Origin of the sequence: Solirubrobacter phytolaccae, assembly GCF_027587195.1 — a bacterium.
Taxonomy (GTDB): Bacteria; Actinomycetota; Thermoleophilia; order Solirubrobacterales; family Solirubrobacteraceae; genus Solirubrobacter; species Solirubrobacter phytolaccae.
Genome location: NZ_JAPDDP010000035.1, coordinates 26,601 through 41,376 on the forward strand (window position 1 = coordinate 26,601; position 14,776 = coordinate 41,376).

The following is a 14,776-nucleotide window of genomic DNA, read 5'->3' on the forward strand; positions in this document are numbered from 1 at the left end:
TCATGCCCGAGTTGATCGAGGCCCCGTCGCGTGTCGAGGCGGCGGGCACCAAGCCCAAGCTCATCGACGAATACGTCGGTCGGGTGAACACCGGCGAGGACCGTGTGAGCGTGGCCCACATGCGCTCTCCGGCCGGCTGGGTCGAGCCCGGGCAGCGCCCGGACTTCGACGAGTACACCGTGGTGCTCAACGGCCGCATCGTGGTCGAGCACGAAGGCGGCTCGCTGGAGGTCGCCGCCGGCCAGGGCGTGCTCACGCGCGCCGGAGAGTGGATCCGCTACTCGACGCCCGAAGGCGCCGAGTACATCGCCGTCTGCCTACCCGCCTTCGCCCCGGACACCGTCCACCGCGACGACTCGTGAAGGGGGTCGCGATCGGCGTCGTGCTGCATCCGCGACGCGACAGCCGGGAGCACGTGGACCGGATCGTCCGCTGGGCGGACCGGCGCGGGATGGAGGTGCGCACGCTCGAGGAGGCGACGGACCTCGTCCCGTCCTCCGTGCGCACCGTGCCCGACGAGGAGCTCGCGATCGACGCCGCGCTCGTGATCGGCCTGGGCGGCGACGGCACGATCCTGCGGGCGCTGAAGGCCGCCACCGCGCACCAGGTCCCGGTGCTGGGCGTCAACCTCGGCCGGCTGGCGTTCCTGGCGGAGGTCAACCTCGACCAGCTCGCGGACGCGCTGGACCGGATCGATCGCGGTGAGCACTGGCTCGAGGAGCGCGCCGTGATGACCGTCAGCGGCACGTGCTTCCCGATGGAGATCAGCTCCTTCAACGACTCGGCGCTGTCGCGCATCCCGGGCCACGGCCCGGCCGCGCTGGCCGTCGAGGTCGAGGGCGAGATCTTCGCCCGCTACACGGCCGACGCGCTCGTGATCGCGACGCCGACCGGCTCCACCGCGTACTCGTTCGCGGCCGGCGGGCCGATCGTCTCGCCGCGCCACCGGGGGTTGCTGGTCACGCCGGTCGCGCCGCACGCCGCGTTCGACCGCGCCGTGTTCCTGCACCCCGAGGAGACGCTGCGCGTCCACGTGCTGGAGCGGTCCGCGCCGCTGCTGCTGGAAGCCGACGGCCAGCGCGTGGCCGAGCTGCGCGAGCGCGACTGCATCGAGTTCTCCATCAGCGCGACCCCCGCGCGGATCCTGCGCCTGCACGCGCAGGGCTTCTACGAGCGCGCGCGTCGCAAGCTCCAGATCGCGGACTCGAGCGAGCTGGCCCCACGGTGAACCGGCGCGGGCGGGAGCGGCGCGGCCGGCCGGCTCCGGCGCCCGTCGCGGTCCGCACCGCGTTCGCCCAGGCCGAGGTCATCGCCAACGGCGCGTCGTCGCGGACGTTGTTCCTCGACGGGCGCGAGGCGGGCGTGGTCGACCTCCGCGACCCGACGAAGCTCACGTTCGGCTACATGCGCCGGATCGCCGATCTGATCGACGCCTTCCGGCCCGCGGGGTCGTCGATCGACGTGCTGCACGTCGGCGGCGGCGCGTGCGCGCTTCCCCGCTACGTCGAGGCGACGCGACCGCGCTCGAACCAGACCGTGTGGGAGATCGACGCGGGCGTGGTCGCGCTGGCCCGCGAACACCTTGGCCTGCGGGCGTTCCCGCGGCTGCGCGTGAAGGTCGGCGACGCGGCCGAGCTGATCGCCGGGCGGGCCGACAAGTGCGCCGACTTGGTGATCGGCGATGCCTTCGACGGACCCCATGTGCCAGGTTCCTTGTCCGTGGCCGGATTTGTGGAGCAGGTGCGACGGGTGCTGCGGCCGGCGGGCGTGTACGCGCTCAACGTGATCGACGTGCCTCCGCTGGAGGAGGTGCGCGTGCACGACGAGCTCATGCGCGCCGTGTTCGCGCACGTGGCGTGGGTCGCCCCGCCGGGCGTGCTGCGCGAGCGCTCCCCGGGGAACGTCGTGCTCTTCGGGAGCGGCGTGCCGTTACCGCTGGCGACGCTGCAGCGCCACGCGGCGGCCGCGGTCCCGCGTGAGCAGGTGCTGGAGCGGTGACGCGCTCGCGCAAGCAGCTCGCGCTCGTCGCCGCGATCATGGGCTCGTTCGTCGCGGGCCTGGACTCGACCGTGGTCAACGTCGCGCTCCCGGCGATCCGCGAGGACCTCGGCGGCGGGCTCGCGGGCCAGCAGTGGGTCTCGAACGCCTACCTGCTCACGCTCGGGTCGCTGATCCTCGTGGCGGGCTCCCTCGGCGACATCTACGGCGAGCGGCGCGTGTTCTCCGTCGGCGTCGGCGGGTTCGGCGTGGTGAGCGTGCTGTGCGCGGTCGCGCCCTCGATCGAGGTGCTCGTGGCCGGCCGCGCGCTGCAGGGCGTGTTCGGCGCGCTGCTGACGCCGAGCGCGCTGGCCGTCATCATCGCCGCCTTCCCGCCCGACGAGCGCGGCGCGGCGATCGGCTCCTGGACCGCCTGGTCGGGGATCGCGATGGTCATCGGCCCGCTCGCCGGCGGCTGGCTCGTCGACACGCTGACCTGGCGCTGGATCTTCGCCATCAACGTCCCGTTCGTGCTCGCGACGCTGATGCTCGTGTCGATGGCGGTGCCGCCCTCGACACGCCGGCGCGGCGTGCGCCTGGACTGGCTCGGCGCCGTCCTGACGACGTTCGGCCTCGCCGGCCCGGTGCTCGCCCTGATCAACCCGTCCCTGTGGTTCGCGGCGCCGATCGGCGTGGCCCTGCTCGCGGTGTTCATCTGGCACGAGCGCCGCACCCCCGCTCCGATGCTCCCGCTGGAGCTGTTCGCGCGCCGCAACTTCCTGTTCGGCAACCTGCAGACGTTCGCCATGTACGGCGGCCTCGGCGCGCTGTTCTTCTTCCTCACGCTCTTCCTGCAGCAGGTCGCGGGCTACACGGCGCTCCAGGCCGGCGTCGCGACGATCCCGACGACGCTGGTCATGTTCACGCTGTCGCGCCGCTTTGGCGCGTTGGCCGACAAGCTCGGCCCGCGCCTGTTCATGGGCTGCGGCCCGCTGGTCAGCGCGGTCGGCATCGCCCTGATGCTCCGCCTGGACGAGACCGTCGCCTACTGGACCGACCTCTTCCCGGCCCTGCTCCTGTTCTCCCTGGGCCTGACCGCCACCGTCACGCCCTTGACCGCGACCGTCCTGGCCGACGCCGACGAGCACAACGCCGGCATCGCCTCCGCCGTCAACAACGCCATCGCCCGGGTCGCCTCGCTGCTCTGCATCGCCGCCGTCGGCGCGGTCGTGGCGTCCGTCTCCTCCGGCCCGGACGGCACGTTCGGCCTCGACGGCTTCCACACGGCCGTCGCGATCTGCGCGACGCTGCTCGCGCTGGGCGGCGCGCTCGGCCTCACGGGCATCCGCAACCCGCGCCGTGAGGTGCGCTGCGCGGACTGCGCGGCGGGCGCGCAGTCCGTCAACGAGCCTCCGGTCGCGACGACTACTTGACGCGGATCGTGCCCGTCATGCCGCGATGGAGCGTGCAGACGTACTGGAAGCTGCCCTTCTTGGGGAACTTGCGCTTGTAGGTGCCGCTCTTCTTGACGGCGGTCTTGAAGTTGGAGCCGACGACGTCGTGGCCCTTCTTCCCGACCCAGCGCCAGGTGACGGTGCCGCCGGCCGCGATCGTCGCCGTCTTGGGGGAGAAGACGTTGTCGCCGACCTGGACGGTGGCGGCCTTCTGGGCGACGGAGGCCTTGGCCTGCTTGGCCGGGCGGAGGGTGACGGCGCGGGTCTCGGTCTTGCCGGCGACGGTGAAGCGCAGAGTGACCTTGAGCTTGCCGAGCTTGCGCAGGGCGCTCTTGCCCTTCGCGCTCAGCGGGAGCGTGAACTTCTTCGTGGCGCCCGGGGCGACGGTGTAGCTCGCGCGGCCGACGCGGACCGGCTTGGCCTTGGCCTTCAGGGCGGCGAGGGTCTCGACCGTCACGGTGGCGCTGGTCGAGCCGCCCTTGATCGAGCCGGCGACCGCGATGCCGCGCTGGGTCGCGGCCAGCGTCAGCTTCGGGGCGGTGGCGCCGGAGGTCGGCGGGGCGGTCGTGTCCGCGGGGCCGCCGCCCGGGGGCGGCGTGGGCGTAGCGGCGCCGGGCAGCGGAGTGGCGGTCGGGGTCGGCGTCGGGGTCGCCTCGACCGGGAGCGTGCCGTCCGGGTTGGCGACGGTGACCTTGCCGTCCATGCCGTTGTGGTCGTCGCAGATGAAGCGGTACACGCCGGGACCGGGGAACGTGCAGGTGCCGGTCCAGCCCGGGCCCTCGGAGCTGGCGGGGAGGACGCTGCCGGTCGGGCCGGTGCGACGGCCCGCGAGCTGCGTGCAGGTGACGCTCCGGTTCGCGAAGTTCACGTTGTGGACCTCGTCGCCCTCGGCGTAGTCGAACCGGACCGCCCCGCCGACCGCCACGGTGGACTCGGCGGGCGCGTACACGTTGTCGCGCACGTCCACGTTCGCCAGCAGCGGCAGCTGCCGCGCCTGGGCGATCGCCACCACGCCCACGAAGAGCGCCACCATCAATGCTCCGACCCGCAGCGTCGCCATCCCGAACCCCTTCGTCAAGGTACCTTTACAGCTTTCGTCCGGCATCCTACTGAGGTCTGACACCTGTCCAGTTGGAGAGGACAAGCTTCAGCTTCCGCGCTACGGTCGACCGCGATGGCTGACGTGACCCAGTCCTTGCTCGCCGCCGGCTTCGTGGAGACGGTCTTCCATTGCCCGTCCTGCGGGTTGGGGGGCACCTCGCTCTCGCGCCCCACGCAGCTGCTCGACCGCACGTGCGCCGACTGCAACGAGCCGGTCGTGTCGACCGTGCTCGACCGCTTCAGCCGCGGCTAGCCCACTCACGGGCGAGGATCGCGTAGATCCCGGTGTCCGCCCACTCGCCCTTGAACCACTCGTCCTCGACGAAGTGCGCCTCTTCACGCAGGCCCAGCCGGCGGCACAGCGCGGTCGAGCCGTCGTTGCGCGGGTCGAGCACGGCGATGATCCGGCGCAGCCCGACCTGGTCGAACGCGAGCGCGAGCATCGCGCCGGCCGCCTCGCTCATATAGCCGCGCCCCTGGAAGTCCGGGTGCAGGCTCCAGCCGATCTCGGCCGTCTGCTGCTCGACGCTCTTGATCGTGAAGTACACGTCGCCGATCACGCGGCCGTCGAGCGTCGCCGCGATCTGCCAGTAGTCGCCGTCGCCGGCGAGCACGTGCGCGTCGGCGTACTGGGTGACCTTCTCGGCGACGGTCGGCCGATCGCGCGGCTCGTAGGTCATGTACCGGCAGACGTCCTCACGCGACTGGTAGGCGTGGACGTCGTCGATGTCGCTGACGGTCATGAACCGCAGGACGAGCCGCTCGGTCCGGAGCGGCGACGGGAACGAGAACGGCAGCTGCACGCCGGCAACGCTACGGGATCGACCCAGCCGAGTCAGAACCCGAACCGGCCGAAAAGCGAAGAATTGCCTGGCCACGCGATCCAGCGACGGGCGGCGCGCATGTATGCATCCGGTCGTGGATCATGCAACTGCCGTTCCTCCTCACATCGGCGGGGCCGCGCCCGCCGACACGGGCGCGGCGCTCCGCACCGAACCGCGCATGGCGGTTGTCCGCCATCCATCCGGTGTGCTGGCTCCATATCGGCGGGGCCGCCGGTCCCGGAAGCTCCTCGGCATGGACCTCAACGCCCTTGAAGGGAGCTTCGATCTCGTCGCGCCGCGCGGCGACGAGCTCATGGAGCTCTTCTACGCCCGCCTGTTCGCGACGGCCCCGGCGGTGCAGCCGCTGTTCGCGCACGCCGACATGGCCCGCCAGCGCCAGATGCTGCTCTCCGCGCTCGTGCTCCTGCGCCGCAGCCTGCGCAACCTGGACGCGGTGCTCCCGCGGCTGCGCGAGCTGGGCGCGCGCCACGTCGCCTACGGCGCCGAGGAGGCGCACTACGCCGTGGTCGGCTCGACGCTGATCGGCGCGATGGCCGAGCTCGCCGGCGGCGACTGGCGGATCGAGTACACCGAGGCCTGGACCGAGGCCTTCGGCGTCGTCGCGGGCGCGATGCTCGAGGGAGCGGCCGAAGCCGAGCTCCTCGCCGCGGCTTAACGCGCGAAGGGCCGGCGCGGACGCCGGCCCTTCAACGCTCCTCCCACGGCAGCGGGCTACCAACCGCCGCCGAAGCCGGGCACCTCCTCCTGGGGCTGCTGCTGCTGCTCCTCCTGGGCGGAAGACGTAGTGGTGGTGGGACGCTCGCCGAGCTTGACCGTCAGCGTCTGCTGCTTGCCGGAGCGCGTGATCTGCACCTCGACCGAGTCGCCGGCCTTGTGCTCGTCGACCAGCGAGGAGAGCGAGGAGCTGTCCTCGACGGCCTTGCCGCCGAGCGACGTGATGACGTCGCCGACCTGCAGGCCGCCGGTCGCCGCCGGGCCGCCCGCGGTGACCGCGCCGACCTGGGCGCCCGCGCCCTGCGCGTCACCGGACTGCACGCCGAGGTAGGCGTGGCTGACCTTGCCGCTCGCGCGCAGCTGCTCGACGACGGTCTTGACCGTGTTCGAGGGGATCGCGAAGCCGATGCCGACGTTGCCGGCCTGGCCGCCGGACGAGCTCGAGCCCGTGGACTCGATCTGCGAGTTGACGCCGATCACCTGGCCGGCCGCGTTGAACAGCGGGCCGCCCGAGTTGCCGGGGTTGATCGCGGCGTCGGTCTGGATGACGTCGTCGATCGAGAAGCCGTTGGGCGAGGAGATCTCGCGCTGGAGCGCGGAGACCACGCCGACCGTGAGCGTGCGGTCGAGGCCGAACGGGTTGCCGATCGCGTACGCGTCGTCGCCGACTTCGACGCCGCTGGAGTCCGCGAGCTGGAGCGGCTTGAGGTTGGAGGCGGTGACCTTCAGCAGCGCGAGGTCGGTCGAGGCGTCCTCGCCCACGAGCTTGGCGTCGAGCGTCTTGCCGTCACCGATCTTGGCCTTGATCTGGCCGTTCGCGCCCTCGATGACGTGCGCGTTGGTGACGAGGTAGCCGTCGTTGGAGACGACGAAGCCTGAACCGGTGCCGGAGCCGGTCGTGATGTAGGCGACGGAGTCCTTCGCGGACTGGTAGACGTCGTGCGGGGAGAGGGCGGTGGACGAGTCGGACGTGGTGGCGGCGACGGTGCGCGTGGTCGCGACCGTCCGGACGGAGGGGGAGTCGTCGTGCAGAGCGGTGGTAGCGACGGCGCCCGCGCCGCCGCCGATCACCGCGGCGGCGGCGAGGGGGAGGAGGGGCTTCACAAGCTTCATGCCAAGCATGTTCGGCCCCGTCGCTGAGCGTTTCCTAGCGGCGCGCTAAGCCGTCCCTCGCGGCTTTATAAGAAGCTCGCAAGAGCCTCCCGGCTAGCGCTCGGAGGGGAGCTTGACGTTGTCGACGGCCGGGGTCGTCGGTGCGGCCTGCTCGGTCACCGCGCGTGAGGCGGGCTGGCCGTAGAGCTGCGGGTCGAGGTACTTGCCGCGGTCGTCGGCGCTCTTGGTGGTGACCGGGTCGATCGCGTGCTGCTTTGCCTGCGGGTCGCGACGGACGCCGATCACGTTCCAGGAGACCTTCGTGCGCGGGTGCTCGGTGCGGATCACGAAGCGGCCCTTGCGGACCTCGCGCTCGACGATCGCCTGGCCGAACGTGCCGATCGGCGTCAGCTGGTAGCGCCAGTCGGCGGCGAGCGTCTCGGCGTATTCGGGGAGCTTGACCGTGGCGCGGCCCTTCGCGTCGGTGCGCACGTTGCCGCTGTAGGTGACGGTCATCGTGTCCGTCTCGACCGGCGTGTGCGTGAGCGTGCGCTGCGCCGGCGCGCGCGGGTCGTCGATCTTGAAGCCGCTCTTGGTGCCGGTGACGGTCAGGTCGCCGTTGATCTGGACGCGGCCGTTGAACACCGCGGCCGTCGCACCCGCTCCGGCGTTCCCCTGGACGAACAGCGCGGTGCCGTTGACGCCGTTCGTGACCGCCTCCAGCGTGTTGTTCGGGTTGCTGGCGTTCGTGTTCTCGAAGCGGCCCGCGTTGCCCTTGCCGCCGCTGATGCCCGTCTGACCGAGCACGCCGATGCCGCCGTTCGGGTCGGTGACGAACCCGCGGACGCCGTAGCCGCCCTCGCCATCCATCCGGCCGACGATCGCGCCCAGGCCGTTGCACTTGCCGACGTTCTGCTCGCAGACCGCGCCGTTCTGGCGCCCGACGATGACCTCGCCGCGCGAGCTGTCGCCGACCACCGCCGCGTTGGACATGGACTCGGTGATGCCCCAGATCGCGTTGCCGGCGGTCATGGCGAAGACGCCGGCGCTCGGGCCGTCGTTGTCGACGACCAGCCCCCGTGCCCCCGAGGTGCCGGGGACGTTGAGCGTGAGCGCGTCGTCGGTGTCGTTCGTGGCGAGCGTGATCGGGGCCTTGAGCCCGGCTTTGACCGTCTCGCACGTCACCGTGCCGTCGGCGGCGACGGAGCGCACGTAGGAACCGGCCACGCACGTGCCGGACACGCGCTGCTGGTAGCCCGAGGCGGGAAGTCCGCCGAGCAGGTCGGCGTCGAGGGCGGAGCCTGCGCCGTCGACGGTCAGCAGCTTGGCGAGCACGTCCTGCGCGCTGTCGGGCGAGCCGGCGGGCCCGATCGCGCCGGTCTCACCCTTGGTGCCGGTCTCACCCTTGGCGCCCGGCGCGCCCGCGGCGCCCGGAGCGCCGGCGTCACCATTGGCGCCCGCCTTGCCGTCCTCGCCCTTCGCGCCGGCCGTGCCCTCGACCACCCACGTGATCTTCTTCTGGCGGCCGGCGCACTTGGCGTTCTTGGTCGTCAGGTTGAGCGTCTTCGACTTCGCCGCGACGCATGCGTACAGCTGCGTGGGCGGCACGGCGGCCTCCGCCGCGGGCGCGCCGGCAACGGCGGTCCCGACGGCCGCGACGAGCGCGACCAGCGCGCGGCATCGCAGGAACGAGGCGAGGTCAGGCATGCGGCTGCGTCTCCCGGAAGGATTCAAGTCCTTCCAGTAGTCGGCAGCCGCTGCCGGTGCTTCAGTCCGCGAGCTTCACGAGCTCACCCTCGAGGTGTCCGTGGACGGCGAAGCGGTCCCCGTCCTCGCCGAAGGTCACCTTCGACGGCAGCAGGATCGGCTGCTTGAAGCGCACCTCGACCGCGAACGCGTCCGGGAGCCGGAGCGACGCCAGGCAGCGGGCCTTGGTCCACATGCCGTGCGCGATCGCGCGCGGGAAGCCGAGCGCCTTGGCGGTGATCGGGTGCAGGTGGATCGGGTTGCGGTCGCCGGAGACGGACGCGTAGCGGCGACCGAGGTCGTCGGCCACGCGCCACTGTGCGGTGACGGGAGGCGGTTCGAACGCCGGCGGCTTCGGCACCGACTCGTCCCCGGCGCCGCGCTTGAGGTTCGTCGCGAAGCCCTGCCAGACGAGCTCGTCGCGGACGCGCGCCTCGGTGACGAAGTCGAAGGTCTTGCCGCGCCGGTGCGGCTCGAAGCCCCGCACCGAGGCGGTGATCGTCAGGTCCTCGCCGAGCAGGAGCGGCCGGTGCTGGACGATCCGGTTGGCGATGTGCACCACGCCCACCGCGCTGAACGGCGCCTTCCCCAGCAGCGCCATGTGCAGCGGGTGGCCGAGCACGTGCGGGTACGTCGGCGGGAGCTCGTCGCGCAGCGTGAAGCCACACAGGTGCGCGTAGTCGGCGAGGTGGTCCGCGTCCACCGTCACCTCGCGCGTCAGCAGGTCACCCGGCAAGCCGGAACCGCGGCCGGGCAGCGCGGCCTTCAACGTCGTCAGCATGTTCACGCCCCCAGCAGCGACTGGCCGCAGACCCGGACGACGTTGCGATCGACGCCGGAGCCCGCCAGCCACGCGACGGTCTCGGCCACGTCGACCGGCAGCCCGCCCTGGCGCAGCGAGTTCAGCCGGCGGCCGACCTCCCGCACGCCGACGGGCATCGCCGCGGTCATCGCGGTCTCGATGAAGCCGGGCGCCACGGCGTTCGCGGTGATCCCGCGTTCCAGCGAAAGCCCCGTCACGAGGTCGATCAGCCCCGCCTTGGACGTCGCGTAGTTCGTCTGCCCCGCGTTGCCCGCGATCGCGGCCATCGAGGACACGCACACGATCCGCCCGTCGTCGCGCAGGACCGGCAGCAGCGCGTCCGTCAGACGCTCCGGCGCGAGCAGGTTGACCTCCATCAGCGACTGCCAGCGGTCCTCGGGCATCTTCGCCAGCGTGCGGTCCTTGGTCACGCCCGCGTTGTGGACGAGGATGTCGAGGCCGTCCGCGAAGCGCTCCGCCAGCACCTCCGGAGCCTCGGGCGCCGTGATGTCGAGCTCGACGTCCGCATCCTTCAGATCGAGCCGGACGACTGTCGCGCCCTCGCGCTCGAGCACGTCCGCGATCGCCGCGCCGATCCCGCGCGAGCCGCCGGTCACCAACGCCGTCCGGCCCGCGACGGGCCGCTCCGAACCGCTGCCGACCTGGATGACCTGGCCGGAGACGTAGGCGGAGCGCGGCGTGAGGAGGAACCGCAGCGTCGGCGCGAGCTGGTCCTCGGCGCCTTCGTCGACGTGCACGAGGTTGACCGTGACGCCGCGCGGCCCGACCTCCTTGCCGAGCGACCGCGTGAAGCCCTCCAGAGCGCGCCGCCCGTCGCCGAGCACGACGACCCGGCCGCTGCGCTGCAGCCGTCCCACCGTCGGATAGAAGAACCGCTGCAGCTCGACGAGCCCCGCGGAGTCGACGATGCCCGTCGCGTCGAACACGAGCGCGCGGAACTTCTGATCGGCCGGCGCCTCCGGGTTGAACACGGCCGCGTCCAGGCCGGCCCGGGCGGCGGACTCGCGCACCGGGTCGTCCAGCGCGGTCGCGGAGTCCGCGCCCATCGCCTTCAGGACCCGCGCGGCCGCCTCGGCCACGCGCCCCGCGCCGCCCAGCAGCACGCGCCCGCCCACCTCGGACGACCCGCGCGCCAGCTCGACCGGCTGCGGCAGCCCGATCTTCTTGCCGACCGTCGAGGTGACCGGCATCCGCATCAGCTGCGAGTAGAGATCGGCCATCGTCTACTTCTCCAGGATCGCGACGACGCCCTGGCCGCCCGCCGCGCAGATCGAGATCACGCCGCGGCCCGAGCCGCGCTCGTCCAGCGCCTTCGCCAGCGAGGCGACGATCCGCCCGCCGGTCGCGGCGAACGGATGCCCGGCGGCCAAGGACCCACCGTTGACGTTCAGCTTCTCGGACGGGATCTCGCCCAGCGGCGCGTCCTGGCTGAGCCGCTCGCGCGCGAACACCGGATCGCGCCACGCTCTCAGCGTCGCCGCCACCTGCGCGGCGAACGCCTCGTGGATCTCGAACAGGTCCACGTCGCCGAAGCCGATCCCGGCCCGGTCGAGCAGCTTCGGCAGCGCGTAGGCGGGCGCCATCAGCAGCCCTTCGCCCTTGTGCACGTGATCGACGGCGGCCGTCTGCGCGTCGGCGAAGTACGCGAGGATCGGCAGGCCGCGCTCCTTGGCCCACTCCTCGCTCGCCAACAGCACGGAGGAGGCGCCGTCCGACAGCGGCGTCGAGTTGCCGGCGGTCATCGTGCCGTCGGCCCCGCCGAACACCGGCTTGAGCTTCGCGAGCTTCTCGACCGACGAGTCCGGCCGCAGGTTCTGGTCGCGCTCGAGCCCGAGGTACGGCGTGATCAGGTCCCCGAAGAACCCGCGCTCGTACGCCGCCGCCATCCGCTGATGCGACTGCGCCGCGAGCTCGTCCTGCTCGGCGCGCGTGACGCCCCACTCCTTGGCCATCAGCGCCGTGTGCTCGCCCATCGACAGTCCGGTGCGCGGCTCGCTGTTCTGCGGCACCTCCGGCACGACCTGCCCCGGCCGCAGCCGCGTCAGCGTGCGCGCCCGCGACGGCAGCGACTTCGCGCGATTGAGGTCGAGCAGCACCTGCCGCAGGTCCTCGTTGACGGCGATCGGCGCGTCGGAGGCCGTGTCCACGCCGCCGGCGATCCCGACGTCGATCTGGCCCAGGGCGATCTTGTTCGCGACCGCGATCACGGTCTCCAGCCCGGTCCCGCACGCGCGTTGGATGTCGTAGGCGGGCGTGTCCGGCGCGAGCTTGGAGCCGAGCACGGCCTCGCGCGTGAGATCGCGATCGCGCGAATGCTTCAAGACGGCGCCGGCGACGACCTCGTCCAGCCGTACGCCCTCGAGGCCGAACCGCTCGACGAGCCCGTCCAGGGTCGCCGTGAGCATGTCCTGGTCGGACGCGTGTGCGTACGGCCCGTTCGACCGCGCGAACGGGATCCGGTTGCCGCCGACGATGGCGACGCGACGTGTGTTCATCGTGACCTCAGTCCGGGTTCGATCGTGCGAATCAACAGCTCGGCGGTGCGTTCCGCGCTCATTGCGCCCGAGCGCAGCCACCAGCGGCCCAGCGCCTCCGCGGCGCCGAAGATGGCCACCGAGAGCGGCTCGACGGCGCGCGACTCCGTGCGCTCAGACAGCGCGGCGGTAACCATCGCCTCCATGTCGTCGCGGTACTCCCGCGCACGCACCGCGATGTCCCCGCCCGACGGCAGCGAGTCGTCGTGCAGCATCCGCCACGCGTCCTTGTCCGCGTCGAGGAACGCGAAGAACGCGTGGATGCCGTCACGCAGCGCCTCGGGTGCGCTGGCGGCGGCCGAGACGGCGCTCACCACGTGCTCGGTCAGCGCGTCGGCGGCGGGCTTCATGCACGCCAGGAACAGCTGTTCCTTGTTGCCGAAGTAGTTGTAGAGGAGCGGCTTCGTGACGCCGACCGCGGCCGCGACCTGGTCCATCGTCACGGCCGCGTACCCGTGCGCCGCGAACAGCGCACGGGCCGTGTCCAACGTCTGCTGCTCCCGCTCGGCGCGGGGCAGACGCGTTCTCACGCCGGAACCCGCTCCTGCTCGTTCGCGACGACGCGCGCGTCGCCGAGCGCGGTCTCCGGCACGCCGAACGCGTCCACGAGCTCACGTGAGTGCGGGCGCAGCTCGCCGCACAGGGTGTTGACGGCCTTGATGACCGCCTTCGAGCGGGCGCCCGAGAGCCGTCCGTGCTCCTGGTAGTAGCCGCGCTCGTCCTCGATCGTCGAGAGCGCGTACAGCGAGCACAGCTTGCTGAGGAGCGGATTCTGCTCGGCGGCGGCCACGAACGACTCGAGGATCACGAGGTCCACCCACGAGCGACCGACCGCGAGCACGTGGTCCTGGGTGTCGACGAGGACGCTGAACGGGTCCTTGCCCGCGTCCATCCCGCCCTTCAGCCGTCGCGCGGCGGCGGTGAGCAGGTGCTCGTGGCGCCAGCGGAACAGGTCCAGCTGCGTCTTGTGGGCGAGCAGGTCGGCGTCGTCGTCGCGGCCCGGGAGCACCGAGTCGGCGACCTTGCGCAGCGCGGTCCGCTCGCTCAGCACGCTGAGCGCCTGGCCGGCGACGAACTGGACCATCGCGATCGGGTTCAGGTCGCCGAACGAGTCCTTGTAGTCCGTCAGCAGGTTCTTGGCCGTCAGCTGCAGCAGGACCGTGTTGTCGCCCTCGAACGTGGTGAAGACGTCGGTGTCGGCCTTGAGCGCCGCGAACCGCGACGAGCGCAGGTAGCCCGCGCCGCCGCACGCCTCGCGGCAGGTCTGGATCGTGTCCGTGGCGTTCCAGGTGGCCAGCGCCTTCACGCCCGCGGCGAGCGTCTCGAGCTCACGCCGCTCGCGCTCCGGGGTGTTCTCGTCGGTGAACACCGCGTGCAGGTCCTTGATCAGCCGCAGCTGCGTGAACGACAGCGCGTACGTCTTCGCGAGCGGGATCAGGAGCCGGCGCTGGTGCGTGCGGTAGTCCATCAGCAGCGCTTCCTGCTCGGCGCCCGGGACGCCGAACTGGCGGCGCTCCAGCCCGCGGCGGATCGCGATCGTGAGCGCGACCTTCGAGGCGCTGATCGACGCGCCGCCGACGCTCACGCGGCCCTGCACGAGCGTGCCGAGCATGGTGAAGAAGCGCCGGGTCGAGCTCTCGATCGGGCTGAAGTACGTGCCGTCCTCGTGCACCTGCGCGAGCTTGTCGAGCAGGTTCTCGCGCGGGATCCGCACGTTGTCGAACCAGATGCGGCCGTTGTCGACGCCGTTGAGGCCGAGCTTCGGGCCGCAGTCCTCGATCCGCACGCCGTCGCAGACCTCGCCGTCCTCATGACGGATCGGGACGAGCAGCGCGTGCACGCCGCGCGACTCGCCGCCGGTGATCAGCTGCGCGAAGACCACGGCGAGCCGACCGTCGCGGGCGGCGTTGCCGATGTAGTCCTTGCGCGCGTCGTCGTCGGGCGTGTTGACGACGAACTCCTGCGTGTCCGGGTCGTAGGTCGCGGTCGTGCGCAGATGCTGCACATTGGAGCCGTGACCGGTCTCCGTCATCGCGTAACACCCCGGGAGCTCCATCGAGCCGACGTCCTGCAGGTAGCGAGCGTGATGCTTCTCGGTGCCCAGGTGCAGGATCGCGCCGCCGAACAGGCCGAACTGCACGCCGCACTTGACGAGCAGCGACAGGTCTCCGAGGGCGAGCGTCTCGAACGCGGCCACGACCGCGCCCGGGTTGTCCTTGCCGCCGTACTCGGCGGGGTAGCCGATCGCGGTGTCGCCCTGGGAGGCGAGCTCGCGGCTCCACTCGAGCACACGAGCGCGGTGCTCCTCGAGCGGCAGGTCGTCGACGGGTTCGTTGCCGGGCTGCGACAGCCACCAGCGGACCCGATCGCGGGTCTGCGTGTAGGGGCCGTCGAGCAGGGCGCGCAGGGTTTCGGCGGTGCTCATGCTCCCATGGTTACCGACCTATAAATTTATATGCCGGTATGTGTGCAGAAACACACTCCTCAAGG

At 71.8% G+C, this 14,776-nt stretch carries 15 protein-coding genes; 6 read left to right on the forward strand and 9 right to left on the reverse strand.

Annotated features, from left to right (window positions below):
- Nucleotides 1-2: 2 nt before the first annotated feature.
- The 4 genes from OJ997_RS18930 to OJ997_RS18945 are packed head-to-tail and all read left to right on the forward strand — an operon-like array spanning nucleotide 3 to nucleotide 3,410.
- The gene (locus tag OJ997_RS18930) at nucleotides 3-362 is read left to right on the forward strand and encodes a cupin domain-containing protein (RefSeq protein WP_270026761.1); all 360 of its coding nucleotides are present in this window, start codon (nucleotides 3-5) and stop codon (nucleotides 360-362) included.
- Complete coding sequence (locus OJ997_RS18935; protein ID WP_270026762.1) at nucleotides 359-1,228, forward strand: NAD(+)/NADH kinase; 870 nt, start codon at nucleotides 359-361, stop codon at nucleotides 1,226-1,228. The genes OJ997_RS18930 and OJ997_RS18935 overlap by 4 nt, the downstream gene beginning before the upstream one ends.
- Nucleotides 1,225-1,998, forward strand: a complete 774-nt coding sequence (locus OJ997_RS18940) for a spermidine synthase (RefSeq protein WP_270026763.1) — start codon at nucleotides 1,225-1,227, stop codon at nucleotides 1,996-1,998. The genes OJ997_RS18935 and OJ997_RS18940 overlap by 4 nt, the downstream gene beginning before the upstream one ends.
- Complete coding sequence (locus OJ997_RS18945; protein ID WP_270026764.1) at nucleotides 1,995-3,410, forward strand: MFS transporter; 1,416 nt, start codon at nucleotides 1,995-1,997, stop codon at nucleotides 3,408-3,410. Before OJ997_RS18940 ends, OJ997_RS18945 begins: the two co-directional genes overlap by 4 nt.
- Here OJ997_RS18945 and OJ997_RS18950 read toward each other — a convergent pair.
- Complete coding sequence (locus OJ997_RS18950; protein WP_270026765.1) at nucleotides 3,403-4,509, reverse strand: cupredoxin domain-containing protein; 1,107 nt, start codon at nucleotides 4,507-4,509, stop codon at nucleotides 3,403-3,405. The genes OJ997_RS18945 and OJ997_RS18950 overlap by 8 nt on opposite strands.
- Before the next feature lie 96 nt (nucleotides 4,510-4,605).
- On the opposite strand from OJ997_RS18950, the gene OJ997_RS18955 reads away from it, so the two are divergent.
- Nucleotides 4,606-4,785, forward strand: coding sequence for a hypothetical protein (locus tag OJ997_RS18955; protein WP_270026766.1), 180 nt, complete (start codon nucleotides 4,606-4,608; stop codon nucleotides 4,783-4,785).
- Here OJ997_RS18955 and OJ997_RS18960 read toward each other — a convergent pair.
- A complete protein-coding gene (locus OJ997_RS18960) occupies nucleotides 4,772-5,335 on the reverse strand; it encodes a GNAT family N-acetyltransferase (protein WP_270026767.1) in 564 nt (187 codons plus the stop codon). The two genes, OJ997_RS18955 and OJ997_RS18960, sit on opposite strands and share 14 nt — an antisense overlap.
- Nucleotides 5,336-5,609: 274 nt before the next feature.
- On the opposite strand from OJ997_RS18960, the gene OJ997_RS18965 reads away from it, so the two are divergent.
- Nucleotides 5,610-6,032 carry a globin domain-containing protein gene (locus OJ997_RS18965; protein ID WP_270026768.1) on the forward strand — a complete coding sequence of 141 codons (423 nt, stop codon included), beginning with the start codon at nucleotides 5,610-5,612 and terminating at the stop codon, nucleotides 6,030-6,032.
- A 56-nt stretch (nucleotides 6,033-6,088) separates the two neighbouring features.
- On the opposite strand, the gene OJ997_RS18970 is transcribed toward OJ997_RS18965, so the two are convergent.
- The 7 genes from OJ997_RS18970 to OJ997_RS19000 form a co-directional block, all read right to left on the reverse strand.
- A complete protein-coding gene (locus OJ997_RS18970; RefSeq protein ID WP_270026769.1) occupies nucleotides 6,089-7,204 on the reverse strand; it encodes a S1C family serine protease in 1,116 nt (371 codons plus the stop codon).
- Nucleotides 7,205-7,297: 93 nt separating this feature from the next.
- Nucleotides 7,298-8,890: a hypothetical protein gene (locus tag OJ997_RS18975; RefSeq protein WP_270026770.1), complete on the reverse strand. Its 1,593-nt coding sequence runs from the start codon at nucleotides 8,888-8,890 to the stop codon at nucleotides 7,298-7,300.
- A gap of 61 nt (nucleotides 8,891-8,951) precedes the next feature.
- Complete coding sequence (locus OJ997_RS18980) at nucleotides 8,952-9,710, reverse strand: MaoC/PaaZ C-terminal domain-containing protein (protein WP_270026771.1); 759 nt, start codon at nucleotides 9,708-9,710, stop codon at nucleotides 8,952-8,954.
- Between the two features lie 2 nt (nucleotides 9,711-9,712).
- Nucleotides 9,713-10,972 carry a 3-oxoacyl-ACP reductase gene (locus tag OJ997_RS18985; RefSeq protein ID WP_270026772.1) on the reverse strand — a complete coding sequence of 420 codons (1,260 nt, stop codon included), beginning with the start codon at nucleotides 10,970-10,972 and terminating at the stop codon, nucleotides 9,713-9,715.
- Between the two features lie 3 nt (nucleotides 10,973-10,975).
- Nucleotides 10,976-12,247: an acetyl-CoA C-acetyltransferase gene (locus OJ997_RS18990; RefSeq protein ID WP_270026773.1), complete on the reverse strand. Its 1,272-nt coding sequence runs from the start codon at nucleotides 12,245-12,247 to the stop codon at nucleotides 10,976-10,978.
- Complete coding sequence (locus OJ997_RS18995) at nucleotides 12,244-12,816, reverse strand: TetR/AcrR family transcriptional regulator (RefSeq protein WP_270026774.1); 573 nt, start codon at nucleotides 12,814-12,816, stop codon at nucleotides 12,244-12,246. The genes OJ997_RS18990 and OJ997_RS18995 overlap by 4 nt, the downstream gene beginning before the upstream one ends.
- On the reverse strand, nucleotides 12,813-14,711 hold the full coding sequence (locus OJ997_RS19000; RefSeq protein WP_270026775.1) for an acyl-CoA dehydrogenase family protein: 1,899 nt from the start codon (nucleotides 14,709-14,711) through the stop codon (nucleotides 12,813-12,815). The genes OJ997_RS18995 and OJ997_RS19000 overlap by 4 nt, the downstream gene beginning before the upstream one ends.
- Between the last annotated feature and the right edge of the window lie 65 nt (nucleotides 14,712-14,776).